Below are 24,633 nucleotides of genomic sequence, written 5' to 3'. Positions count from 1 at the left end.
GGCGCCCGGGCCAGCGACCGCGCCCCCGGCGTCCGACGGCGTACGCTGGGAGACCCCCGGTTCCCCGAACCGGGGCGTTCGTGTTGTCGAAGCACCGGGACGGAAACCCCCTTCATGAGCCTGCACGCTCTGCTGGACGCCGTGGCCGAGGACCCGGCCCTGATCGAAGCGGTACAGGCGGCCCGCGAAGCCCGCCGCCCCCACGTCGACCTGGTGGGCCCGCCGGCGGCCCGCCCCTTCGCGGTGGCGGCCCTGGCCCGGAGCGCGGACCGCCCGGTCCTCGCGGTGACGGCCACCGGGCGCGAGGCGGAGGACCTGGCGGCCGCCCTGCGCTCCCTGCTGCCGGCGGACGGCATCGTCGAGTACCCGTCCTGGGAGACGCTGCCCCACGAACGGCTCTCGCCCCGCTCGGACACCATGGGCCGCCGGCTCGCGGTCCTGCGCCGGCTCGCCCACCCCAGCCCCGACGACCCGGAGGCGGGGCCGGTCTCGGTCGTCGTCGCCCCGATCCGGTCGGTGCTCCAGCCGCAGGTCAAGGGGCTCGGCGACCTGGAACCGGTGGCCCTGCGCACCGGGCAGCAGGCGGAGCTCGGGGCGACGGTCGAAGCCCTGGCCGCGGCTGCCTACACCCGGGTCGAACTGGTCGAGAAGCGCGGCGAGTTCGCCGTGCGCGGCGGCATCCTGGACGTCTTCCCGCCCACCGAGGAGCACCCCCTGCGGGTGGAGTTCTGGGGCGACGACATCGAGGAGATCCGGTACTTCAAGGTCGCCGACCAGCGCTCCCTGGAGATCGCCGAGCACGGTCTGTGGGCGTCGCCCTGCCGTGAGCTGCTGCTGACGGAGCAGGTGCGGGGTCGGGCCGCGGCCCTCGCCGAGGCCCACCCCGAGCTGGGCGAACTCCTCGGCAAGATCGCCGAGGGGATCGCGGTGGAGGGCATGGAGTCCCTGGCCCCGGTCCTGGTCGACGACATGGAACTCCTGTTGGACGTGCTGCCGGCGGGCAGCATGGCGGTGGTGTGCGACCCGGAGCGGGTGCGGACCCGCGCGGCGGACCTGGTGGCGACCTCGCAGGAGTTCCTCCAGGCGTCCTGGGCGGCGAGCGCGGGCGGCGGCGAGGCGCCGATCGACGTCGGCGCGGCCTCCCTGCGGTCCATCTCCGAGGTGCGGGAACGCGCCCGCGAGCTGGGCGTGATGTGGTGGTCGGTGTCCCCGTTCGCGGCGGACGAGACGGCGTCCCTGGCCGAGGCGGACACCCTGAAGCTGGGGATGCACGCCCCGGAGACCTACCGCGGCGACACCGCCCGGGCGCTGGCCGACACCAAGGGCTGGCTGGCCGAGGGCTGGCGCACGGTGTACGTCACCGAGGCGCACGGTCCGGCGGCCCGCACGGTGGAGGTGCTCGGCGGCGAGGGCATCCCGGCCCGGCTCTCCTCCCTCGACCGGACCCCGGACGGCGGGACCGGGGCACTGGTGCCGTCCGTGGTGCACGTGGCGCGCGGCTCGATCGAGTACGGCTTCGTCGACCCGCACCTCAAGCTGGCCGTCCTCACCGAGACGGATCTGTCGGGGCAGCGTTCGGCGGGCAAGGACGGGCAGCGGATGCCGGCCCGGCGCCGCAAGTCCATCGACCCGCTGACCCTGGAGGCCGGCGACTACATCGTCCACGAGCAGCACGGGGTGGGCCGCTACATCGAGATGGTGCAGCGCACCGTGCAGGGCGCCACCCGCGAGTACCTGGTGGTGGAGTACGCGCCCGCCAAGCGGGGCCAGCCCGGCGACCGGCTGTACATCCCGACCGACCAACTGGAGCAGATCACCAAGTACGTCGGCGGTGAGGCGCCCACCCTGCACCGGCTCGGCGGCGCCGACTGGACGAAGACGAAGGCCCGCGCCAAGAAGGCGGTCAAGGAGATCGCCGCGGACCTGATCAAGCTGTACAGCGCGCGGATGGCGGCCCCGGGGCACGGCTTCGGCCCGGACACCCCCTGGCAGCGGGAGCTGGAGGACGCGTTCCCGTACGCGGAGACCCCGGACCAGCTGACCACCATCGCCGAGGTCAAGGAGGACATGGAGAAGACGGTCCCGATGGACCGGCTGATCTGCGGCGACGTGGGGTACGGCAAGACGGAGATCGCGGTGCGCGCCGCGTTCAAGGCCGTGCAGGACGGCAAGCAGGTGGCGGTGCTGGTGCCGACCACGCTGTTGGTGCAGCAGCACTTCGGGACCTTCAGCGAGCGGTACGGGCAGTTCCCGGTGAACGTCCGTGCGCTCAGCCGCTTCCAGACCGACACGGAGTCCAAGGCGACGCTGGAGGGGTTGCGCGACGGTTCGGTGGACGTGGTGATCGGCACCCACCGGCTGTTCGCCTCGGAGACCCGGTTCAAGGACCTGGGCCTGGTCATCGTCGACGAGGAGCAGCGGTTCGGCGTCGAGCACAAGGAGCAGCTGAAGAAGCTGCGGGCCAACGTCGACGTGCTGACGATGTCCGCGACGCCGATCCCGCGCACCCTGGAGATGGCGGTGACCGGCATCCGGGAGATGTCGACGATCACCACTCCGCCGGAGGAGCGGCACCCGGTGCTGACCTTCGTCGGCCCGTACGAGGAGCGGCAGATCGGCGCGGCGATCCGGCGCGAGCTGCTGCGCGAGGGCCAGGTCTTCTACATCCACAACCGGGTGGAGTCCATCGACCGGGCGGCGGCCCGGCTGCGGGCGATCGTGCCGGAGGCGCGGATCGCGACCGCGCACGGCCAGATGTCGGAGCAGACGCTGGAGCAGGTGGTCGTCGACTTCTGGGAGAAGAAGTACGACGTGCTGGTGTCCACGACGATCGTGGAGTCCGGGATCGACATCTCCAACGCGAACACCCTGATCGTGGAGCGCGGCGACAACTTCGGACTGTCGCAGCTGCACCAGCTGCGCGGCCGGGTGGGCCGGGGCCGCGAGCGCGGCTACGCCTACTTCCTGTACCCGCCGGAGAAGCCGCTCACCGAGACCGCGCACGAGCGGCTGGCGACGATCGCGCAGCACACCGAGATGGGCGCGGGCATGTACGTGGCGATGAAGGACCTGGAGATCCGCGGCGCGGGCAACCTCCTGGGCGGCGAGCAGTCCGGCCACATCGCGGGCGTCGGCTTCGACCTGTACGTGCGGATGGTCGGCGAGGCGGTGGCGGACTACCGGGCGTCGCTGGAGGGCGGGGTGGAGGAGGAGCCGCCGCTGGAGGTCAAGATCGAGCTTCCGGTGGACGCGCACGTCCCGCACGACTACGCCCCCGGGGAGCGGCTGCGGCTCCAGGCGTACCGGTCGATCGCCTCGGCGAACACGGAGGCCGATGTCGCGGCCGTCCGGGAGGAGCTGACCGACCGCTACGGCAAGCTGCCGGAGCCGGTGGAGAACCTGCTGTTGGTGGCCGGGTTGCGGATGCTGGCCCGGGCCTGCGGGGTCGGCGAGGTCGTGCTCCAGGGCACCAACATCCGGTTCGCGTCGGTGGAGTTGCGGGAGTCCCAGGAGCTGCGGCTGAAGCGGCTGTACCCGGGCTCGGTCATCAAGGCGGCGAGCGGTCAGCTGCTGGTGCCCCGCCCCAAGACGGCGAAGGTCGGCGGCAAGCCGTTGACGGGCCGCGAGCTGTTGGCGTGGACGGGCGAGTTCCTGGCGTCGATCCTGGGGTCCTGACGGGAGCGCCCGGCCGGGGAAGCCGCGCGGGCCGTCACCGGACGACCGGTGGCGGCCCGCGCGGCTTCCCCGTTCCCGCCCCCTCACGGCCGAGGGGCGGTGCGCGCACCGGCGGGGGAGGCTTCCCAGGTCGGTTCGTCGCCGCTCACGGCAGGGCGGCGGATCAGAAGTTCCCGTTCCCGATCAGTTCGCCGTCGGCGTCGTAGACGGTGACCAGGCCGCCGCCGTCCTCGGTCTTCTTCCACTCGGCGAAGGCGGAGGCCAGCAGCTTGGCGGGGCCGCTGCCGCTGCCCATGATGCCGCCGGTGTAGTCGGTGTAGACGTCGGCGGTGCTGAGGATGTCGTTGATGTCGTCGGCGCCCTGGACCTTGGTGACGTGGGAGACGGCGTCCTTCTCCTTGGGCGTGCCGTTCTTGTTCACGAACGCCTTGAAGCGGTCGGCCTGCGAGCCCTTCGCCGCGGCCTCGCCCTTCTCCTTGGCCTCCCCGCCGCCCGCCGAGTCCTTCTCCCCGGTGCTCGCCGCGGCGGAGCTGTCCTTCTTGGCGCCCGTGCCCTCCTCCTCGGGGGTGCACCCCACCGCTCCGACCGCGGCGATGCCGACGATGAGGCCGATGGCGAGCGTCTTCCTGATGCCCATGAAGGGTCCCCTCCCACATGTGAAGGCCCCCGAACCGAGGTGCCATTCGTTCAGTGGGTCAATAACAACAGATGCTGTGAACCGAGTCAACACGTGCTCTCGCGAACTGAAAGTTCACGGCGTGAATGGATGGGTTGTATGTGGCTAGGTATGCTCGGTGTCACATGGAGCACGGGGATGAGGGAGGTCGGCGGGTGCCCGACAACGCCACGGAGGTCACCGCCGCCGGGATCGCGCGACTCGCGGGGGTGGGCCGGGCCGCCGTCAGCAACTGGCGCCGCCGCCACTCCGACTTCCCCCGACCGGTGGGCGGCACCGAGACCAGCCCCTCCTTCGCCCTGGCCCACGTCGAGGAGTGGCTGCGCCGGCAGGGCAAGCTCGCCGAGGTGCCGCCCCGGGAACGGGTCTGGCAGCAGCTCGCCGGGCATCCCGCCGGTCCCGTCACCGCACTCGTCCACGCGGGCTGTGCCCTGCTGCTGGTGCGCGACCGCCCCACCGACTGGCTGGAAATCGCCGCCGCCTCCGACCGCCGGATGCCGGAACTCCTCCCCGAGGCCCTGGCGAAGGTCATCGTCAGCCGCTTCGGAACCCACACCCCCGACACCTCCGGGCGGCCGGGCTCCGGTTCACAGCCCGCGGCCTCCGCCGCCGCCGTCACCCCGCCCACCGCCGAAGACCTCGCCCCCTCCGTACCGCTGCTGCGGGGGGTCGCCGACCTCGCCGCCGAACACGGCGCCCGCCAGACCTTCGAGTTCCTGCTCGGTCGTCACCTCGACGCCAACCCGCGGCAGTACACGCTCACCCCCACCGGACCCGCCGAACTCATGGCGGAACTCGCCGGCGAGGTCCGCACCGTCCTCGACCCCGCCTGCGGCACCGGCGCCCTGCTGCGCGCCGCCCGCACCCCCGGAGGCCGCCACGCCCGGTACGCCCAGGAGGCCGTCCCCGACCTCGCGGCGCTCACCGCCCTGCGGCTCGCGCTGCACGACGGGGCCGACGTGCACGCCCGGGCCGGCGACACCCTGCGCGCCGACGCCTTCCCCGGCCTGCGGGTCGACGCCGTCCTGTGCCACCCGCCGTTCAACGAACGCAACTGGGGACACGACGAACTCGCCTACGACCCGCGCTGGGAGTACGGCTTCCCGGCCCGGACCGAGTCCGAACTGGCCTGGGTGCAGCACTCCGTCGCCCATCTGCGCGACGGCGGCACCGCCGTGCTGCTGATGCCGCCGGCCGCCGCCTCCCGCCGCTCCGGCCGCCGCATCCGCGCCGACCTGCTCCGCCGCGGGGCACTGCGGGCCGTCATCGCCCTGCCCGCCGGCTCGGCCCCGCCCTACAACATCCCCCTCCACCTGTGGGTGCTGCGCCGCCCCGTCGCCGGGCAGCCCCCCGCCCACCCCGACGTACTGCTCGTCGACGCCGCCGGGGACACCCCCGACGGCCGCCCCCGGCCCGGCTGGTCGACCGTGCGGGACGCCGTCCTCGACGCCTGGCGCCCCTACGACCGCACCGGCACCGCCGAGGACCGGCCGGGGCTCAGCCGCTCCGTCCCCGTCGTCGAACTCCTCGACGACGACGTCGACCTGACCCCCGCCCGCCACCTGCCGCCGCCGGCCGCGGGCGGCGGGGCCGCCGAACTCGCCGCCGTCCACCGCCGCCTCGGCGACACCCTGAAGCTCACCGCCGAGCTCACCCCGCCCCCGCCGCCGTCCGAGGCGGACCCCGAGGTCCGCTGGCCGCTGACCACGATCGGCGAACTCGCCCGCGCCGGCGCGGTGGTGCTGCGCACCGCGACCGTCCACGCCCCGCCGACCACCACCGGCACGACCCCGTCGGACCGGGACCCCGGCGCCGGTCGCACCCCCGTCCTCACCGACCACGACGTGCTCGCCGGCGCCGCCCCCTCCGCCGAACTGCCCGCGGGCGAACTCCCCGAGGACGCCGTGCTCACCGAAGCCGGCGACGTGGTGGTGCCCGTCCTCGGCGGCGGCGCGGTCGCCCGGGTCGTCGCCGAGGACGCCACCGGCGCCGCCCTCGGCCGCAACCTGACCCTGCTGCGCCCCGACCCGACCGCCCTCGACCCCTGGTTCCTCGCCGGCTTCCTGCGCGGCACCGCCAACAACCGCCAGGCCAGCAGCTACGCCTCCACGGCCACCCGGCTCGACGTGCGCCGGATGCAGGTGCCCCGCATCCCGCTGGACCAGCAGCGCCGCTACGGCGACCGGTTCCGGGCACTGGCCGCCTTCGAGGACGCGCTGCGCCTGGCCGGGGCGCTCGGCGAACGCCTGGTGCGCGGCATGCACGACGGCCTCACCGACGGAACGGTCCCCCCGGACGCCCTGCCCGGCGGGGACGGCGCCCCGGCCGGCCGGCGGAGCTGAAACCGGACCGGCGTCCGGGGGCGCAGCCCCCCGGGCGTCCGGTCGAACCCCCGTGAACCGTAACGTTTCGCCACGGGACGGAGTTCGGGTTCCCGACATCGGCGGATCCGCCGCCGGATACGGCCTATACGCTCGGACCCGCACCGCATCCGCAGGACCCCACGGCGCCGCCCGGCGGCCCGGCCCGAACAGGAGAGCCATGTACGGCACCCCACCGCAGCAGCCCCCGCGGCCGGCGAACGGGTCGCTCATCGCGCTCCGGGTGCTGTTCGTGACGGTGGCCGTGGGCAGTTGCGGCCTGCTCGGCTGGACGGCCCTGCTGAGGGTCGCCGTCGTCACCCGCGCCCGGCGCGACTGGCAGTACTTCTCCCTCGCGCTCGCGGTCCTCCTCGTGGGGTTCGCCATGGTCGCCGCGGACCGGACGGAGAACCTCGACACCTGGCACGGCAACGTCGGCATGGCCGTCCTGCTGCTGTCGGGCCTCGCCTGCGCCGGCTACTTCCTGTACGCCGACATCCGCCACTTCCGCACGGTCCCCGGCCCGTGGCCCGCCGCCCACCCGCCCCGCCCCGTGCCGCCCGCGGCCCCGACGGCCGGCTACGGCTACCCCCCGACCGCGCACCCCGGACCCCCGGTTGCCCCGCACTCCGGACACCCTGTCGCCCCGCACTCCGTCACCCACCCGGCCGCCCCCGCACCCCCGTACCCGGGCCCCGGCCCGGTGCCCGCGCCCCCGGCGCACTCCCCGAGCCCGCCGCCGGTGCCACCCCCCGCGCCCGGCCGCATCGACCAGGTCCGCGCCGAACTCGACGAGCTCAGCGACTACCTGCGCCGCCAGGAACCCGACCACGGCGACCCCCGGGGCCGCGGAGGGGACGCCTGGTGACCGGACGCGTCGTCGCCGACCGCTACGCGCTCTCCACCCTCATCGGCCAGGGCGGCATGGGCCAGGTCTGGACCGCCTACGACCAGCGCCTCGACCGCCGGGTCGCGGTCAAGCTGCTCCGCCCCGACCGGGTCACCGGCCCCGGCAGCGCCGAGACCGAGGAACTGCGCCGCCGCTTCGTGCGCGAGTGCCGCATCACCGCCCAGGTCGACCACCCGGGGCTGGTCACCGTGCACGACGCCGGCAGCGAGGACGGCGACCTCTACCTCGTGATGCAGTACGTCGACGGCGCCGACCTCTCCGACCACCTCGCCGAACACGACCCCTACCCCTGGCCCTGGGCGGTCGCCGTCGCCGCCCAACTGTGCGCGGTGCTCTCCGCCGTGCACGCCGTGCCGATAGTCCACCGCGACCTCAAGCCCCGCAACGTGATGGTCCGCCAGGACGGCACCGTCACCGTGCTCGACCTCGGCGTCGCCTCCGTCATGGACTCCGACACCACCCGCCTCACCCACACCGGTTCCCCCATCGGCAGCCCCGCCTACATGGCGCCCGAACAGGCCATGGGCGGCGCCGTCGGCCCCTACACCGACCTGTACGCGCTCGGGGTGCTGCTGCACGAACTCCTCAGCGGTGACGTGCCCTTCGCCGGCTCCACCGCGCTCGGCGTGCTCCACCGCCACCTCTACGAACCGCCGCTCCCGGTCCGCCGACGCCGCCCCGAGGTCCCCGAGGCCCTGGAGTCCCTGGTGCTCCGCCTGCTCTCCAAGGACCCCCAGCACCGCCCGGCCAGCGCCCAGGAGGTGTACGAGCACCTGCTGCCGCTGCTCCCGCAGCGCGGCGCCCCGACCGGCGCGCCCCTCGACCCCACCCGCCCCTTCCTGCGCCCGCACGCCCCCTGGCCCGACCGCGCGGTCACCCCCGCGCCCCGCCCCGCGGCCCCGCCGGTCGCCGCACCGACCGCGGGCACCACCGGCCCCGGCCGCCCCGACGTGGCGGTGGCCGTCGACGAGGTCAAGCGCCTGCTCGGCGAGGGCCGGATCACCCAGGCCGTCGACATCCTCGGCGCGATCCTGCCCGCCGCCGCCGCCCAGCACGGCGAACGGTCCCCCGTGGTGCGCACCCTGCGCAAGCAGTACGCGGCCACCCTCATGGACGACGGCCAGTACCGGCGCGCCCTGCCCGAACTGCACCGCCTCGCCGAGGACCGGGCCGCCGAGGCCGGCCCCGCCGACCCCCAGGCCCTGCGCTTCCGCTACGACGCCGCGCACTGCCTGGAGCAACTCGGCGAACCCGCCGCCGCGCTCGCCGAGTACCGCGCCCTGCTGCCGCACTTCGAGCACCACGACAACCCGTACGCCCAGAACCCCTACACCGCCGCCGACCCCGACCTGCCGTTCGAGATCCGCCGCCGCATCGGGCACCTGCTGCTCGCCCTCGGCGACCGGACCGCCGCCCACGACACCCTGGTGCGGCTGCTGCACGACGCCACCGGACGGCACGGACCCGGCCACCCGATCCCGGTGGAGGTCCAGCGCACCCTCCAGTGGTTGGGCCAGGTCAGGGGCTGACCGGCCGCCGCCGCCCGCGCGGCGCGCACCGGGTGACACGCGTACCCCGGCCGTCGGCGGCTCGTTGGTGCATCGGGGCCGGCCGCCACTTCGGCGGAATCAGGTCTGCCGAACCAGTGGCCGAACCACCGGCCACTGCCTACCATCGATCACCGCTGGACTTTGTGCACCGAAGCACAATCTCGCCGCCGGGAGGCTCCTTTGCACCGCCGCCGTCGCACCGCAGTCACCCTCTCCGCCGCCGCCCTGCTCGCGGCGACCCCCCTGCTCACCGCCTGCGGCAACGACGCACGGCCGGGCGCGGCGGCCGTCGTCGGCGAGCAGCGGATCACCGTCGAACAGCTGGAGGGCCGGGTCAACGCGGTGCGCGCCGCCCAGCGCACGGCGATCGAGGACGACGCCCAGTACGCGCAGGTCCTCGCGGGCTCCGGCGAACTGACCCGTTCCACGCTGCACACCATGGTGCTGGACCGGGTGCTGGCCAGGGCCGCGCACGACGCCGGGGTCGGCGTGACCCGCAAGGACGTCCAGCAGTTGCGCAAGGGGCTGGCCCTCCAGGCCGGCGGCGAGAAGGGGCTCCAGGCCGCCTGGCTCCAGCAGTACAACGTGCCGCCGAGCCAACTCGACGCCAGCCTGCGCACGGAGGTCAGCGCGCAGAAGCTCTCCGAGGCCCTGGGCGCGGACATGAACACCCCGGCCGGCCAGCGGACCTTCTGGAAGGCGCTCGGGAACGCCTCCGAGGCGCTCGGCGTCCGCCTCAACCCCCGCTACGGCACCTGGAGCGTCGCCGAGAACGGCCGGGTCGGCCGGGTGGACGCGCCCACTCCGTGGGTGCGCGCGGTGAGCGAGCCGGACCCCGGGGCCACCGTCCTCTGACCCGCCCGCCCCGCACCGGCGGGGCACCGCGCGGTGGGCTAGGTTCGTCGGGTGAGGGAGAACGACACCGACGCCGATCAGCGCGGACCCGGCGGCGCGCCGGGCCGCGTCGTCCTGGTCACCACCAGCCACCGGGTGGCGCCCGGACTGCTGTCCTGGCCCGCCTGGCAGGTACTGCGCACCGCCGACCGCGTGCTCTGCGCGGACCCCGACCACCCCCAGCTCCCCTATCTACGGGAGGCGGGGGTGACGGTGGAGGCCGTCGAGCCCGACGCCCGGGACCTGGTCGACGCGGCGGCCGGCCGCACGGTGGCCGTCCTCGCCCGGGACGAGGGGGAGCCCCGGCTCACCGACGGACTGGCCCGCCTCGCCGGCTCCGGCCGCACCGTCATGCCGGAGCTGGAGTTGCTGCCCGCCTCCTACGACCTCCCCGGCGCCCGGCTGCTGGACGTCGTGCAGGTCATGGACCGCATCCGGCTGGACTGCCCCTGGTCGTCCCTGCGCACCCACCGCGGCCTGGCCCGGCACGCCGTCGAGGAGGCGTACGAACTCGTCGAGGCCATCGAGACCGACGACCGGGACGAGCTGCGCGAGGAACTCGGCGACGTCCTGCTCCAGGTGGTCTTCCACGCCCGCATCGCCCAGGACGACGCGGAACGGCCGTTCTCCATCGACGACGTGGCCGCCGGGCTCGTCACCAAACTGGTCCACCGCCATCCGCACCTCTTCGGCGACGCCACCGCGACCACCCCCGAGGAGGTCCAGGCGCTCTGGCTGAGCACCAAGGCCGAGGAGAAGCACCGGCGCACCTCGGTCACCGACGGCGTTCCGCTGGCCCAGCCCGCCCTGGCCCTCGTCGGCAAGCTCGCCGCCCGGGTCGGCTCCGCGGGCCTGGAGGTCCCCGTGCCCACCGGTGAGGGCCTCGGCTACGCGCTGCTGGCGCTGGCCGTCCGCGCCCAGGACGAGGGCGTCGACCCGGAGACCGCGCTGCGGGCCGCGGCCCGCAGCTACCGGGACGCGATCCGCGCCGCCGAGGGTGTCTGAGGTGTCCGGGACGTCCGGGGGCGCGCCGACCGGGCCCGCCCTGTTCAGCTGGGAGTTCGCGACCGATCCGTACCCGGCGTACGCCTGGCTGCGGGAGCACGCCCCGGTGCACCGCACCCGACTGCCGAGCGGGGTGGAGGCGTGGTTGGTCACCCGCTACGCCGACGCCCGCCGCGCCCTCGCGGACGGTCGGCTCAGCAAGAACCCGGAGCACCACGACGAGCCGGCGCACGCCAGGGGTCGGACCGGCATCCCCGGCGAGCGCAAGGCCGAGTTGATGACCCACCTGCTCAACATCGACCCGCCCGACCACACCCGGTTGCGGCGCCTGGTCTCCAAGGCGTTCACCCCGCGCCGGGTGGCCGCGTTCGCACCCCGGGTACAGCAGTTGACGGACCGCTTCATCGACGACTTCGCCGCCCGCGGCGAGGCCGACCTCATCCACGAGTTCGCCTTCCCGCTGCCCATCTACGCCATTTGCGATCTGCTGGGGGTGCCCGCCGAGGACCAGGACGACTTCCGCGACTGGGCCGGGATGATGATCCGGCACGGCGGGGGCCCGCGGGGCGGGGTCGCGCGCAGCGTGAAGAAGATGCGCGGCTACCTGGTGGACCTGATCCACCGCAAGCGGGCCGACCCGGGCGAGGACCTGATCTCGGGGCTGATCCGGGCGTCCGACCACGGCGAGCACCTCACCGAGGGCGAGGCCGCGGCGATGGCGTTCATCCTCCTGTTCGCGGGGTTCGAAACGACCGTCAACCTGATCGGCAACGGCACGTTCGCCCTGCTCACCCACCCCGAACAGCGCGCGCTGCTGCAAGGGTCGCTGAACGACGGGACCGCCGGGAGCACCGGGCTGTTGACCACTGCGGTGGAGGAACTGCTGCGCTACGACGGCCCCGTGGAGATGGCCACCTGGCGGTTCGCCACCGAGCCGCTGCGCCTGGGCGGGCAGGACGTCGAGCGGGGGGACCCGGTGCTGGTGGTGCTGGCCGCGGCCGATCGCGACCCGGCCCGCTTCGACCGCCCCGACCACCTCGACCTGACCCGCCGCGACAATCCGCACCTGGGCTACGGCCACGGCATCCACTACTGCCTGGGCGCTCCGTTGGCCCGTCTGGAGGGGCAGACCGCGCTGGCCACCCTGCTACGCCGGTTGCCGGACCTCGAACTGGCCGCGGCTCCGGAGGAACTGCGCTGGCGCGGGGGTCTGATCATGCGCGGGCTACGGACGTTGCCGGTCCGGTTCACCCCGCGCTGAGGCGGCATTCCGCCCGACGGGGTGCACTCCGGTGGGTATCCGTAGGTGTTCCGCACCGGGTGCATACCGGTCGGGAACGGCGTCAACCGCCTCGCCGACGTGTCAACCCGCTTGTTGGCCAGGGGAGTTGTCGCCCGGTGGCCGATGGGTCGGGCCGTCCCCCAGATAGGGGAGGGGAGCGAGTTCCGTGACGAGTGGTGTTGATGTGACATCACATCCGTGATGTTCGCGTGATCTGCGCTGCATTAACTTGTGACAAGCGTTCGACTCCGGTTACGTTCACGACGACTTCGGCGGCCTCCAACCGCCGCGGGTCGGTCCCCGTTGTCGCACGAAAGGCCACCGCATGCTCTCCGGGAACGGTCGTCATCGACGCCCCCGTCAGGCCCCCGCTCTGGTCGTCGCGGCAGGGGTCACCAGCTCCGCGATCGCCCTGCCGCTGCTGGGCGCCACGGGTGCGAGCGCGGCGGAGGCCGCGACCTGGGACCGGCTGGCGGAGTGCGAGAGCGGCGGTGCCTGGAGCGCCAACGACGGCAACGGTTTCTACGGTGGGCTCCAGATCGGCCAGGAGGCCTGGGAGAAGCACGGCGGCCTCTCCTACGCGGTCAGCCCCGACCAGGCCAGCCGCTCCCAGCAGATCGCGGTCGGCGAGCGCATCCTCGCCGCGCAGGGACCCGCCGCATGGCCGGGTTGCAGTGCGGCCGTGGGGCTCGACAAGGGCGGCCCGGCGGCCGAAGTGGACCCGGGCGGTCCGGTGCAGCCCGGCAAGAAGAGCGGCAGCGTCTCCGACGGGGTGTCGGCCGGAGTGACCTCGGGTAAGACGGACGCCTCCCTCTCCACCGCCGACCGGCCGAAGCCGGAGAACGAGTCCGGTGCGTCCAAGGCGCCCACCACCGACCCCTCGGAGGTGCCGAGCTCCTCGGGCACCACCCCCTCGTCGCCGGCCTCGCCCTCCGACTCCCCGTCGTCCTCGCCGGACGAGGGCTCCTCCGAGACCCCCGGCTCCTCGCCGTCGACCGATCCGACCGCTCCGTCCTCGCCCGGTACGGAGAGTCCCGGTCAGACCCCGGGCGAGGGCACCGGAACCGAGTCCGGCGAGCCGGGTGCGACGCCCTCGACCGAACCGTCCGGCACCACCGGCGCCACCGAAGCGGGCGCGGCGGAGGCCGAGGTCGACGCCGGCACCGGCCGTCACCGGGGCGAGGCGGCGACCGAGGAGGCCACCGCCTCCCGGAGCGAGGAGAGCATCGGCAAGCACGCTTCCCGCAGCACGGAACGGGAGGCGCTGGACGCCTCGTACACCGTCAAGTCCGGTGACAACCTGTCGGCCATCGCCGACTCCCAGGGCGTCGAAGGGGGTTGGGCCGCGCTCTACGACGGCAACAAGGGCACCGTGGGGGGCGACCCGCACCACATCGTGCCCGGTCAGAGCCTCGACCTGGCGCCCGAAAAGCCCGAGAAGAAGCAGTAGTTCGACACCTAATGTCCTAATTTGGCGCGTGGGGTGGAAGTGAGACATGGGTCTCATCGGACGTCCATGGCTTTGAGTTTCACCCCCGCCCATGCATACGGTCAGTGCCGTTCGCCGATGCGGACACCGATCGCCGTCACGCCGAATCCTGCCGACGGTGGCTCGGGACCAGTCGTCGCGTGAAGCGCCGTTGGCAGGAGCGGGGGAACCAAGGTAAGCGCCGAACGGGCCGGCCTCGGGAGTCGAAACGGGACTCCCGACGGGCCACCGGACGGCTAGGGGTGGAGCCGCGCGTCAGGCGCGGCCGGGCACTCACTCGGCCCGAACCCGACAGCTCACCTCGTAGGCGTCGGTGAGGGGATGACTCATGCTGTTCTCCGGCAAGGGCAAGCACCGCAAGCCCGGCAAGGCCACCCGAATCGTCACCGTCGCGGGTGTGACCGGTGCGGCCGTGGCCGCCCCGCTGATGACGGCGACCAGCGCGTCGGCCGCCACCGCCGCCGAGTGGGACCGCGTCGCCCAGTGCGAGTCGGGCGGCAACTGGTCCATCAACACCGGCAACGGTTACTACGGCGGCCTCCAGTTCTCCGCCTCCACCTGGGCCGCCTTCGGCGGCACCAAGTACGCGCCCACCGCCAACCTGGCCTCCAAGGCGCAGCAGATCGAGATAGCCGAGAAGGTCCTCGCGGGTCAGGGCAAGGGCGCCTGGCCGAGCTGCGGCGTCGGCCTGTCCAACGCCCCCTACGGCGGCGGCGCCGCCGTGCCCCAGCAGCAGGCCGCCCCCAAGCCCCAGCCGCAGCAGACCGCGCCGCAGCAGCAGGCCGCACCCAAGCAGCAGACCGAGCAGCGCGCCGCCCGCACCCAGGACCGCGCCCCGGCGGCCCAGCCCGCGCAGCCGGCCCCGCAGGCGAAGCCCGCCGCTCCGGCCAAGACGGTCCAGACCCCCACCGGCAAGAAGGTGCAGAAGGGCGACGGCGAGTACAAGGTCGTCCGGGGCGACAGCCTGAGCGCCATCGCCGCGGCCGAGGGCGTCAAGGGCGGCTGGCAGCGGCTGTTCGAGCTGAACGACGACATCATCGACGACGCCGACTTCATCTACCCGGGTCAGCAGCTCCACCTCTCCTGACCCCGCGCCGGGGACCCGCTCCCGCCGCCGCGCCGCCCCATCGGTGCGTGCGCCGGGGGCCGGGCACGCCCCGGCCGTTCGGACCACCCCAGGCTCCGGCCCGCCCCGGCCGCGAGCCGCACCCCCCGGTCGAGCCGCGCCCCGGCCCGACCGGGACCCGTCCCCTCGGGTCAGTCCGCCCCGGTGCACGATCCCCGCGCCGGGGCGGAGGTGTGTCCGGGAGCCCCCGGAAATCCGACACGCCCGGGGCTCAAGTGAAGCCCCGGGCACCCATTTGTTTGCGGACGGAACAATTTGGTTTCCGTTTGTCCACAGGGCGGGCGGCCGAGTGGCCGACCTCCCCGGGGCCGTTAGGCTCAGGGGCGGCGGGACCACCGGCCCCGCATACTCGCGTCACATCCCAGAAGGAGATGCTCGTGCCGTCCATCGACGTCGTCGTAGCCCGGGAAATCCTGGACTCCCGAGGCAATCCCACGGTCGAGGTCGAGGTCGGCCTCGACGACGGCAGCACCGGCCGTGCCGCCGTTCCGTCCGGCGCCTCCACGGGCGCCTTCGAGGCCCTCGAACTGCGGGACGGCGACGCCAACCGCTACGGCGGCAAGGGCGTCGAGAAGGCCGTCCTCGCGGTCATCGAGCAGATCGGTCCGGAGCTCGTCGGCTACGACGCCACCGAGCAGCGCCTGATCGACCAGGCGATGTTCGACCTGGACGCCACCCCGGACAAGTCCTCGCTCGGCGCCAACGCCATCCTCGGCGTCTCCCTCGCCGTCGCGCACGCCGCCTCCGAGGCCAGCGACCTGCCGCTGTTCCGCTACCTGGGCGGCCCCAACGCGCACCTGCTGCCGGTGCCGATGATGAACATCCTGAACGGCGGCTCGCACGCCGACTCCAACGTGGACATCCAGGAGTTCATGATCGCGCCGATCGGCGCCGAGTCCTTCTCCGAGGCCCTGCGCTGGGGCACCGAGGTCTACCACACCCTGAAGAAGGTGCTGAAGGCCAAGGGCCTGAACACCGGCCTCGGCGACGAGGGCGGCTTCGCCCCCAACCTCGGCTCCAACCGCGAGGCCCTCGACCTGATCCTCGAAGCGATCAAGGAGGCCGGTTACACCCCCGGCCAGCAGGTCGCCCTCGCCCTCGACGTGGCCGCCTCCGAGTTCTACAAGGACGGCGTGTACGTCTTCGAGGGCAAGGAGCGCACCGCCGCCGAGATGACCGACTACTACGCGGAGCTCGTCGACGCGTACCCGCTGGTCTCGATCGAGGACCCGCTGTTCGAGGACGACTGGGCCGGCTGGAACGAGATCACCAGCCGCCTCGGCGACAAGGTCCAGCTCGTCGGCGACGACCTGTTCGTCACCAACCCCGAGCGCCTGGCCCGCGGCATCGAGGAGAACTCCGCGAACGCCCTGCTCGTCAAGGTCAACCAGATCGGTTCGCTCACCGAGACCCTGGACGCCGTGGAGCTCGCCCAGCGCAGCGGCTTCAAGTGCATGATGAGCCACCGCTCCGGCGAGACCGAGGACGTCACCATCGCCGACCTCGCCGTCGCCACCAACTGCGGCCAGATCAAGACCGGTGCCCCGGCCCGCTCCGAGCGCGTCGCCAAGTACAACCAGCTGCTGCGCATCGAGGAGATCCTCGACGACGCCGCCGTGTACGCCGGTCGCAGCGCCTTCCCCCGCTTCAAGGGCTGATCGGCACGAGCCGCGCGGCCACCCCCGTCCGGGCCCCCGACCGGGCACCGGCGAGGGTGGCTGCGAACGTCCCCGCACCCGGTCCCGTACCGTGTGCGGGGACGTACGCACATCACGGGAGTGACGGGGAGGCCGAGAGATGGCCGTCAAGGACCGGGACCGGTTCTCGACCGCGACCAGGCTGCGGGTGCTCGGCGAGCAGACCGCCGCCCGGGTCTACCGCTCCCAGACCCGCCGTCAGGCGCGCCGCTCCCGCCTCACCGGCCGGGCCGCCCTGCTGACGCTGGTGGTGTGCACCCTGGCCGTCGCCCTCGCCCTCCCGCTGCGCCAGTACGTCTCCCAGCGCGCCGAGATCGCCGACCAGCTCCAGGACCGCGAGGACGCCCGCGCCCGCGTCGAACAGCTCCGGGACGCCAAGGCCCGCTGGCAGGACGACGCCTACGCCGAGCAGCGGATCAGGGAGCGGCTGCACTACGTGCTGCCCGGTGAGATCGGCTACACCATCGTGGACCCGCGGTCCGCGCAGGACCCGCGCGCCGACCGCGGCTCGCCCGACCGCGCCTGGTACGCCACCCTGTGGGGCGGCCTCGACCGGGCGGACCGGCCGGAGGGCGCGGGCGGAGCGAGGCGGGAGTCCCCGGCCCCGTCCCCCTGACCCGTCCGCGCGCACCCCTCGACGGCCCGGGAACCCCCGGGCCGTGCCCGAAACCGAAAGACACAGCCCCAGGCATGGAAACCGCTCCGCCGACCACCCCGCGCACCGAGCCGACCGAAGCCGACGTCTCGGCCTTCCGGGAGCAGCTCGGACGCCCCCCGCGGGGCCTGCGCGCCATCGCGCACCGCTGCCCCTGCGGCCTGCCGGACGTCGTGGAGACGGCTCCGAGGCTGCCGGACGGGACCCCCTTCCCGACGCTCTACTACCTGACGTGCCCGCGCGCCAACTCGGCGATCGGCACGCTGGAGGCCAGCGGTCTGATGAAGGAGATGACCGAACGCCTGGGCACCGACCCCGAACTGGCCGCCGGCTACCGGGCCGCGCACGAGGACTACCTCCGGCGTCGCGACGAGATCGAGGAGTTGACCGGCTTCCCCAGTGCCGGGGGCATGCCCGACCGCGTGAAGTGCCTGCACGTCCTGGTGGCCCACTCGCTGGTGTCCGGGCCCGGGGTGAACCCCCTCGGCGACGAGGCGCTGGCCCTGCTGCCCGAGTGGTGGCGCAAGGGCCCGTGCGTGACGCCCCCGCACCAGGACCTGTTGACCCTCGGCGCCAACGGCGGCGGCTTCGGCGGTCCGGCGGGCGAGGGGGACGCCCGATGACCCGGGTCGCCGCGATCGACTGCGGCACCAACTCCATCCGGCTGCTGGTGGCGGACGTGGACCCGGCGACGGGCACCCTCACCGACCTCGACCGCCGGATGACCATCGTCCGCCTCGGCCAGGACGTGGACCGCACCGGCCGGCTCGCCCCCGAGGCCCTGGAGCGCACCTTCGCCGCCTGCCGCGCGTACGCGGCCGTCATCGAGGAGCACGGCGCCCGGCACCTGCGCTTCGTCGCGACCTCGGCCAGCCGGGACGCCGAGAACCGCGAGGAGTTCGTGCGCGGGGTGCGCCGGATCCTCGGCGTGGACCCGGAGGTCATCACCGGGGACCAGGAGGCGGAGTTCTCCTTCGTCGGCGCCACCGGCGGTCTGACCGGCCGCAGCGACCTGCCGGGGCCGTACCTGGTGGTGGACATCGGCGGCGGCTCCACGGAGTTCGTCGTCGGCGAGGACCGGGTGCGCGCCGCCCGCTCGGTGGACGTCGGCTGCGTCCGCATGACCGAACGCCACCTCGTCCACGGGGGCACCGTCGCCGATCCGCCGACCCCGGCACAGGTGGCCGCGATCCGCGCGGACGTCGAGGCGGCACTCGACCTCGCGGAGCGGTCCGTGCCGCTGCGCGAGGCCCGCACCCTGGTCGGCCTCGCCGGTTCGGTGACCACGGTCGCCGGCATCGCCCTGGACCTGCCGGAGTACGACTCCACCGCGATCCACCACGCCCGCGTCCCCTACGCCCGGGTCCGCGAGATCACCGAGCGCCTGCTCACCGCCACCCACGCCGAGCGCGCGGCCATCCCGGTGCTGCACCCGGGCCGCGTGGACGTCATCGGACCGGGCGCCCTGGTGCTGCTGGCGATCATGGAACGCGTCGGCGCGGACGAGGTCGTCGTCAGCGAGCACGACATCCTCGACGGCATCGCCTGGTCCTTGGCCTGATCGCCTACGGGTTGCGGTGGACGTCCCGCCGGTCGCCCACCTTGACGACGAGGACGACGAGTTCACCATCGTTGATCTGGTAGGCGATGCGGTGGCTTCCGACCCGGAGCCGGTAGCGGCCCGACGGGCCGGTGAGCTTCTTGACGTCGGCGTCCTCGCGGTACGGGTCGTCGCACAGCGCGGTCGACGTGGTCAGGACGGGCGCGGCGTCGATCCGCCCGTCGCGGTTCCCGGTGGGTGGCGGGACGCCGCGGACCCGCCCGCCCGACGGCGGGGCGCGGACGACTTCGAGGCGGCAGCGGCGAGCGGCTCCCACGAGGCGAACCCGAAGGGGCTCCCCCCGCCGCATTCCCGGGGAATTTCCCTCAGGTCCCTTGCCCGTTCGCTCTGTTGACACGTTTATGTGCATCCGGTCCACATGGGCGTTTCCCGCCGAGCGGACGGTGCCTGCGGGTCCGGCCCCCGGCATATCTGGAATGGCCGACTCCGGGCTTGCCGAATTCCCTTTCCCGTGAAGATCGAATCGCCATCTTGAGGCGATTCGTATGACGGGTACTATTGCTCCGCACTCGTTCGGCGGCGAAAGGCGAATCCCGGCCAGGACTTCGCGGGCCGGCCGCCCGCGGCGGGCGGCCAGGACGTCGCGGTCCGCTCCCGGGGCGATGACGCCGGTCCTGACCGGGACGGCGGGCCGGTTCCGGACCAGGAGGCGAACACTGAAGAGCGTCGCGGAGACCGTCGGATGACACAGCACCAGGAAGCCCCTGCCCGCCCGACCGCGCTCCCCGGAGAACAGCGGCGCCGCAGGGTCCGCGCACCCGGCTTCCTCCACGCGCCCCGCGCGCTGTGGCTGTTGGCCGCGGTGGCGTTCCTGGCCTACGCCACCCTCTCGATCCGCCGCTTCGTCCAGGTCGAGAACGGCTCCTGGGACCTCGGGATATTCGTCCAGGTCGTCCGGTCGTACGCGGCCCTGGAAGCCCCGGTGTCCGACATCAAGGGCGTCGGGTTCAACATTCTCGGGGACCACTTCAGCCCGATCCTGGTGCTGCTGGCGCCGCTGTACAAAGTCTTTCCCAGCGCGATCACCCTGCTGACCGTGCAGGCCGCGCTGTTCGCGCTCTCCGTGGTGCCGATCACCCGCGCCGCGATCCGCGCCACCGACCGGACGAAGGGAATGATGCTGGGCTGCGCCTACGCCCTGTCCTGGGGCGTCCAGAGCGCGGTCTACTTCGACTTCCACGAAATATGCTTCGCCGTCCCGCTGCTGGCGTTCGCGGGGGAGCAACTCCTGCTGCGCCGGTGGTGGGCGGCCGCCCGGTGGCTGTTGCCGCTGCTCCTGGTCAAGGAGGACCTCGGGCTGACGGTGGCCGTGGCCGGCCTGTACGTGCTGGCCGAAGGGGGGCGCCGGGCGGGGGCGGTGCTGCTCGCCTCGGGGCTCGCGGGGTGCGCCGTCATCGTGCTGGTCCTGATACCGGCGATGAACAACGGCGGGAAGTACGAGTACTGGCGCAAGATGGACGAGGGCTCCTCGCTGGGCCCGGGGAACCTGGCCGGCCTCTTCCTCGACGGCACCGAAGCCAAACTGACCACCCTGCTCCTGCTGTTCGGCATCACCGCCTTCGTGGCCTTCCGCTCCCGCCTGGTGCTCCTCGTCGTGCCCACCCTGGGCTGGCGGTTCCTCTCCGGGGAACCCCACTACTGGAGCACCGACTGGCACTACGACGCGGTCCTCATGCCCCTGCTCTTCGTCGCCCTCCTGGACGGGGTCGCCCGACTGCGACAGTCCCCGCGCCCCTGGCTCAGGGGCTACGCGGCGGGCACCGTGCCGGCCGTCCTCGCGGTGGCCCTCACCCTGTGCGGCCGGTTCCCGATCGCCCAGCTCGCCTCCCCGGACACCTACCGCGCCTCGGACCGTGCCGCATCGGCGGCCCAGGTGGTCGCCCGGGTGCCCGCCGGGGCGACCGTGGAGACCAGCGGCGGCATCCTGTCGCACCTGGTGGACCACGCCCGGGTGCTGTGGGTGGGCAACGCCGAACCCCTGCTGCCCGAGTACGTCGTCGTCGACCTGGGGGGATGGAACCCGGCGTCGGACGGCGACTACGTCGGCTACGCGGAACGGGCGCACCCGGGGGCCTCGTACACCACGGTCTTCCGGGACCGCCACTACGTGGTGCTCCGGGAGCAGGACGCCCGCCGGCACTGAACGCCCCGCGTTCCCGCCTCCGCCCCCGCCTCCGGAAGAGGGCTTCCGTGCCGCTCGGAAGGGCTCCGAACCCGCCGTTCCGGGCCGTTCGGGACACCCTCCGGGAGAAACTTCGTGAAGTTCTTCACAAGGAAAAAGTGCCAGGCGAGGGCCCTGAAGCCCCCCGAGACCCCCCGCTACGGGTCCAAGGTCCCGAGTCGGGTGACTGTGGGGTGTTCCAGGCGTGTTACGCGCGCCGGGCGCGCGGGGGTGAAGAGGACCGGGTCGAGGGTCTGCGGTGCAGCTCAGACGGTGTTGACAGGGGTGTCCCAACGTATCGGGAACGGTGCGGGTTCCCCCGGGCCCGCATGACCTCCATCACGTGGGTCGCGCACTATAGCAGAGGGTCCAACGAACCTTGTGAAGGGGCGCACGAAGTACCCCTCCCCGCCGGGTGGATACTCGATGGCATGAGCACCACGGAGCGTCCCAGGATCCTCGTAGTAGGCGGTGGGTACGTCGGTCTGTACGCGGCGCGCCGCATTCTCAAGAAGATGCGGTACGGCGAGGCGACGGTCACGGTCGTCGACCCGCGGTCGTACATGACGTACCAGCCCTTCCTCCCCGAAACCGCCGCCGGCAACATCTCCCCGCGGCACGTCGTCGTTCCGCTGCGACGCGTGCTCCCCAAGGCGGAGGTCCTCACCGGCCGGGTCACCACCATCGACCAGGACCGCAAGGTCGCGACCGTCGCGCCCCTCGTCGGCGACGCGTACGAGCTGCCCTTCGACTACCTGGTGATCGCGCTCGGCGCCGTCTCCCGCACCTTCCCGATCCCCGGCCTCGCCGAGCAGGGCATCGGCATGAAGGGCGTCGAGGAGGCCATCGGCCTGCGCAACCACGTTCTGGAGCAGCTCGACAAGGCCGACTCCACGACCGACGAGGAGATCCGCCGCAAGGCGCTCACCTTCGTCTTCGTCGGCGGTGGCTTCGCGGGTGCCGAGACCATCGGCGAGGTCGAGGACATGGCCCGCGACGCGGCCAAGTACTACGGCAGCGTCTCCCGCGAGGACATGCGCTTCGTGCTGGTCGACGCGGCCGACAAGATCCTGCCCGAGGTGGGCCCCAAGCTCGGCAAGTACGGCAAGGACCACCTGGAGGGCCGGGGGGTCGAGGTCTACCTCAACACCTCCATGGAGTCCTGCGTCGACGGCCACGTGGTGCTGAAGAACGGCCTGGAGGTCGACGCCGGCACCCTCGTGTGGACCGCCGGCGTCAAGCCCAACCCGGCGCTGGCCCGCTTCGGCCTGCCGCTGGGCCCGCGCGGCCACGTCGACACCCAGACCACCCTCCAGGTGCAGGGCAGCGACTACATCTGGGCCGCCGGCGACAACGCCCAGGTGCCGGACCTCGTCGGCCGCAAGGCCGGCAACCCCAACGCCTGGTGCCCGCCCAACGCCCAGCACGCGCTGCGCCAGGCCAAGGTCCTCGGCGACAACGTCATCTCCGGCATGCGGGGCTTCCCGCAGCAGGAGTACAGCCACGCCAACAAGGGCGCGGTCGCGGGCCTCGGCCTGCACAAGGGCGTCGCGATGATCGTCATGGGCAAGTTCAAGATCAAGCTCCGTGGCCGTCTCGCCTGGTACATGCACCGTGGCTACCACGGCATGGCCATGCCGACCTGGAACCGCAAGATCCGGGTCTTCGCGGACTGGACCCTCGCGATGTTCCTCAAGCGCGAGGTCGTGTCGCTCGGTGCGATCGAGACCCCCCGCGAGGAGTTCTACGAGGCCGCCAAGCCGACCCCGCCGCCCGCGGCGAAGCAGGAGGAGCCGGCCCAGGTCAGCGCCTGATCCGAGCCCGAGCACGTCCCGAGGGGCCGTCCGCCATCCGTGGTGCGGACGGCCCCTCGGCCCGTCCGGGCCCCGCCGGGCGGGGGGCGCCCGGTGCTCCGGACCGTTCCGCCACCCGGAGGGCAGTGACGGAAAACCGACGGGGGAACCGGCGGCCGGGACGGTCCGACCCGGCCACCGGTGTTTACGTGGTGAGCGACCGTCAGCAGCCCGCCACGGAGGGACCCCGCGATGCCGTCCGCCGCCCACCGAATCCGCCGCCTCGCCGAGCGCCACCTCGACGCCCCCCTCCCGTTCCGCATCCGGGCCTGGGACGGAACGGAGTCCGATCCGTCCCCCACGACGCCCGACCGGAGCCCCGCCCCGCCGCCCCCCACCCTGGTGATCCGCCGGCGCCGGGCCCTGCGCCGGCTGCTGTGGAAGCCGGGGGAACTCGGGCTGGCGCGCGGCTGGGTCGCCGGGGAGATCGAGGTCGAGGGCGACCTGTACGCGGTGCTGGAGGCGCTGGCCGGGCTGCTGCACGGGCCGGAGGGGCGGGCCCCGGGCCCGCTCGCCCTGCTGCGCGATCCCGCGGTGCGCGCGGCGGCCCGCGAACTGGCCGCCCTGGCCGGCCCGCTGCCGCCGCCGCGCCCGCCCCGCGAGGAGCGCCACCGCACCCGCCGGCCGCACCTGCACACCCGCCACAGCGACCGACGGGCCGTCAGCCACCACTACGACGTGGGCAACGACTTCTACGGGCTGGTCCTCGGCCCGTCCATGGTCTATTCGTGCGCCTACTGGGACGACCCCGCCCGTGCCGCGGGGGACCTGGAGGACGCCCAACAGGCCAAACTGGAGCTGGTCGCCCGCAAACTGGGGCTGCGCCCCGGGGTGCGGCTGCTGGACGTGGGGTGCGGCTGGGGCTCCATGGCGTTGCACGCGGCGCGGGAGCACGGGGCCGCGGTGGTCGGGGTGACCCTGTCGCGGGAGCAGGCCGCCCACGCCCGGGAGCGGGTCGCCCGGGCGGGACTCTCCGACCTGGTGGAGATCCGCCTCCAGGACTACCGCGACGTCCACGACGGGCCCTACGACGCCGTCTCCTCGATCGGGATGGCGGAACACGTCGGTGCGGACCGCTACCTGGAGTACGCGCGTGACCTCCACGACCTGCTGCGGCCCGGCGGGCGGCTGCTCAACCACCAGATCTCCCGCCGTCCGCGGGGCGACGAGTCCGCCTACCGGCTGGACGAGTTCATCGACGCGTACGTCTTCCCGGACGGCGAGCTGGCACCGGTCGGCACCACGGTGGGCGTCCTGGAACGGGCCGGGTTCGAGGTCCGCGACCTGGAGTCGATCCGTGAGCACTACGCCCTGACCCTGCGCCACTGGGTGGGCAACCTGGAGGCCGGCTGGGCGCACGCGGCCGCGCTCACCTCCCCGGGACGGGCCCGGGTGTGGCGGCTCTACATGGCCGCGTCCGCGCTCTCCTTCGAGCGCAACCGGATCGGCGTCAACCAGATCCTCGCCGTCCGCACCACCGGCTCCGGCGCGTCGGGGCTGCCGCTGCGCACCCGCAGTTGGACGGCCGACCCGCTGATGGCCGCCCCGCCGGCCGTCCCGCACGCCCCCGGCGCACGGGAGGAGCCGGCACCGGACGACCCGCTGCCCCTGCCGCGCTGAACCCCGCCGGACCGCGACGCGCGGAGCGCCCGGGCACCGGAGCGCCCCGGCACCGGAGG

At 73.5% G+C, this 24,633-nt stretch carries 18 protein-coding genes and 1 riboswitch; of the genes, 16 read left to right on the top strand and 2 right to left on the bottom strand.

From position 1 onward, the window contains the following. The first annotated feature begins 114 nt into the window (after window positions 1-114). Entirely contained in the window at window positions 115-3,675 is a 3,561-nt protein-coding gene (gene mfd / locus ABT092_RS13020; RefSeq protein ID WP_351242993.1) for a transcription-repair coupling factor, read from the top strand. Between the two features lie 163 nt (window positions 3,676-3,838). Here mfd and ABT092_RS13015 read toward each other — a convergent pair whose 3' ends face one another. Then, window positions 3,839-4,312 (bottom strand): hypothetical protein, encoded by a 474-nt coding sequence (locus ABT092_RS13015; RefSeq protein WP_351242991.1) that lies wholly within the window; start codon window positions 4,310-4,312, stop codon window positions 3,839-3,841. A gap of 194 nt (window positions 4,313-4,506) precedes the next feature. On the opposite strand from ABT092_RS13015, the gene ABT092_RS13010 reads away from it, so the two are divergent. The 12 genes from ABT092_RS13010 (at window position 4,507) to ABT092_RS12955 (ending at window position 18,880) form a co-directional block, all read left to right on the top strand. Further along, window positions 4,507-6,693 carry an N-6 DNA methylase gene (locus tag ABT092_RS13010; protein WP_351242989.1) on the top strand — a complete coding sequence of 729 codons (2,187 nt, stop codon included), beginning with the start codon at window positions 4,507-4,509 and terminating at the stop codon, window positions 6,691-6,693. 199 nt (window positions 6,694-6,892) lie between these two features. Continuing rightward, window positions 6,893-7,579, top strand: coding sequence for a hypothetical protein (locus ABT092_RS13005; protein WP_351242987.1), 687 nt, complete (start codon window positions 6,893-6,895; stop codon window positions 7,577-7,579). Continuing rightward, window positions 7,576-9,150, top strand: a complete 1,575-nt coding sequence (locus tag ABT092_RS13000) for a serine/threonine-protein kinase (protein ID WP_351242985.1) — start codon at window positions 7,576-7,578, stop codon at window positions 9,148-9,150. Before ABT092_RS13005 ends, ABT092_RS13000 begins: the two co-directional genes overlap by 4 nt. A 201-nt stretch (window positions 9,151-9,351) precedes the next feature. After that, window positions 9,352-10,026, top strand: a complete 675-nt coding sequence (locus ABT092_RS12995) for a SurA N-terminal domain-containing protein (RefSeq protein WP_351242983.1) — start codon at window positions 9,352-9,354, stop codon at window positions 10,024-10,026. 51 nt (window positions 10,027-10,077) lie between these two features. Next, window positions 10,078-11,070: a nucleoside triphosphate pyrophosphohydrolase gene (locus ABT092_RS12990; RefSeq protein WP_351242981.1), complete on the top strand. Its 993-nt coding sequence runs from the start codon at window positions 10,078-10,080 to the stop codon at window positions 11,068-11,070. Between the two features lies 1 nt (window position 11,071). Continuing rightward, a complete protein-coding gene (locus ABT092_RS12985; RefSeq protein WP_351242979.1) occupies window positions 11,072-12,331 on the top strand; it encodes a cytochrome P450 family protein in 1,260 nt (419 codons plus the stop codon). 346 nt (window positions 12,332-12,677) lie between these two features. Further along, complete coding sequence (locus tag ABT092_RS12980) at window positions 12,678-13,802, top strand: transglycosylase family protein (protein ID WP_351242977.1); 1,125 nt, start codon at window positions 12,678-12,680, stop codon at window positions 13,800-13,802. Between the two features lie 175 nt (window positions 13,803-13,977). Continuing rightward, window positions 13,978-14,166, top strand: a riboswitch (cyclic di-AMP (ydaO/yuaA leader). A 3-nt stretch (window positions 14,167-14,169) separates the two neighbouring features. Beyond that, window positions 14,170-14,928: a LysM peptidoglycan-binding domain-containing protein gene (locus ABT092_RS12975; protein WP_351242975.1), complete on the top strand. Its 759-nt coding sequence runs from the start codon at window positions 14,170-14,172 to the stop codon at window positions 14,926-14,928. Between the two features lie 416 nt (window positions 14,929-15,344). After that, a complete protein-coding gene (eno, locus tag ABT092_RS12970) occupies window positions 15,345-16,625 on the top strand; it encodes a phosphopyruvate hydratase (protein ID WP_351242973.1) in 1,281 nt (426 codons plus the stop codon). A 139-nt stretch (window positions 16,626-16,764) separates the two neighbouring features. Beyond that, entirely contained in the window at window positions 16,765-17,280 is a 516-nt protein-coding gene (locus ABT092_RS12965) for an FtsB family cell division protein (protein ID WP_351242971.1), read from the top strand. Between the two features lie 74 nt (window positions 17,281-17,354). Then, complete coding sequence (locus ABT092_RS12960; RefSeq protein WP_351242969.1) at window positions 17,355-17,942, top strand: DUF501 domain-containing protein; 588 nt, start codon at window positions 17,355-17,357, stop codon at window positions 17,940-17,942. Continuing rightward, complete coding sequence (locus ABT092_RS12955; RefSeq protein ID WP_351242968.1) at window positions 17,939-18,880, top strand: Ppx/GppA phosphatase family protein; 942 nt, start codon at window positions 17,939-17,941, stop codon at window positions 18,878-18,880. The genes ABT092_RS12960 and ABT092_RS12955 overlap by 4 nt, the downstream gene beginning before the upstream one ends. A gap of 4 nt (window positions 18,881-18,884) precedes the next feature. Here ABT092_RS12955 and ABT092_RS12950 read toward each other — a convergent pair whose 3' ends face one another. Next, complete coding sequence (locus ABT092_RS12950) at window positions 18,885-19,094, bottom strand: type II toxin-antitoxin system RelE family toxin (RefSeq protein WP_351243100.1); 210 nt, start codon at window positions 19,092-19,094, stop codon at window positions 18,885-18,887. A gap of 528 nt (window positions 19,095-19,622) precedes the next feature. Between ABT092_RS12950 and ABT092_RS12945 the strand changes: the two genes are divergently transcribed. The 3 genes from ABT092_RS12945 (at window position 19,623) to ABT092_RS12935 (ending at window position 24,574) form a co-directional block, all read left to right on the top strand. Further along, a complete protein-coding gene (locus ABT092_RS12945; protein WP_351242967.1) occupies window positions 19,623-21,083 on the top strand; it encodes a DUF2079 domain-containing protein in 1,461 nt (486 codons plus the stop codon). 449 nt (window positions 21,084-21,532) lie between these two features. Continuing rightward, complete coding sequence (locus ABT092_RS12940; protein WP_351242966.1) at window positions 21,533-22,915, top strand: NAD(P)/FAD-dependent oxidoreductase; 1,383 nt, start codon at window positions 21,533-21,535, stop codon at window positions 22,913-22,915. 231 nt (window positions 22,916-23,146) lie between these two features. Then, window positions 23,147-24,574 (top strand): class I SAM-dependent methyltransferase, encoded by a 1,428-nt coding sequence (locus ABT092_RS12935; protein WP_351242965.1) that lies wholly within the window; start codon window positions 23,147-23,149, stop codon window positions 24,572-24,574. The last annotated feature ends 59 nt before the right edge of the window (window positions 24,575-24,633 follow it).

The sequence above is a fragment of the Streptomyces sp. NPDC002490 genome (assembly GCF_040296045.1).
Lineage (GTDB): Bacteria > Actinomycetota > Actinomycetes > Streptomycetales > Streptomycetaceae > Streptomyces.
The sequence above is the reverse complement of the archived record's forward strand: the minus strand, read 5'-3'. Positions and strand labels throughout refer to the sequence as shown.

Excerpts from the sequence above, each read along its gene's own strand:
- ABT092_RS12945 (WP_351242967.1), top strand. The coding sequence starts at position 19,623 with ATGACACAGCACCAGGAAGCCCCTGCCCGCCCGACCGCGCTCCCCGGA.
- ABT092_RS12955 (WP_351242968.1), top strand. The coding sequence starts at position 17,939 with ATGACCCGGGTCGCCGCGATCGACTGCGGCACCAACTCCATCCGGCTG.
- ABT092_RS12980 (WP_351242977.1), top strand. The coding sequence starts at position 12,678 with ATGCTCTCCGGGAACGGTCGTCATCGACGCCCCCGTCAGGCCCCCGCT.
- ABT092_RS12965 (WP_351242971.1), top strand. The coding sequence starts at position 16,765 with ATGGCCGTCAAGGACCGGGACCGGTTCTCGACCGCGACCAGGCTGCGG.
- ABT092_RS13005 (WP_351242987.1), top strand. The coding sequence starts at position 6,893 with ATGTACGGCACCCCACCGCAGCAGCCCCCGCGGCCGGCGAACGGGTCG.
- ABT092_RS12975 (WP_351242975.1), top strand. The coding sequence starts at position 14,170 with ATGCTGTTCTCCGGCAAGGGCAAGCACCGCAAGCCCGGCAAGGCCACC.
- mfd (WP_351242993.1), top strand. The coding sequence starts at position 115 with ATGAGCCTGCACGCTCTGCTGGACGCCGTGGCCGAGGACCCGGCCCTG.
- ABT092_RS13015 (WP_351242991.1), bottom strand. The coding sequence starts at position 4,312 with ATGGGCATCAGGAAGACGCTCGCCATCGGCCTCATCGTCGGCATCGCC.
- ABT092_RS12935 (WP_351242965.1), top strand. The coding sequence starts at position 23,147 with ATGCCGTCCGCCGCCCACCGAATCCGCCGCCTCGCCGAGCGCCACCTC.
- ABT092_RS12960 (WP_351242969.1), top strand. The coding sequence starts at position 17,355 with ATGGAAACCGCTCCGCCGACCACCCCGCGCACCGAGCCGACCGAAGCC.
- ABT092_RS12940 (WP_351242966.1), top strand. The coding sequence starts at position 21,533 with ATGAGCACCACGGAGCGTCCCAGGATCCTCGTAGTAGGCGGTGGGTAC.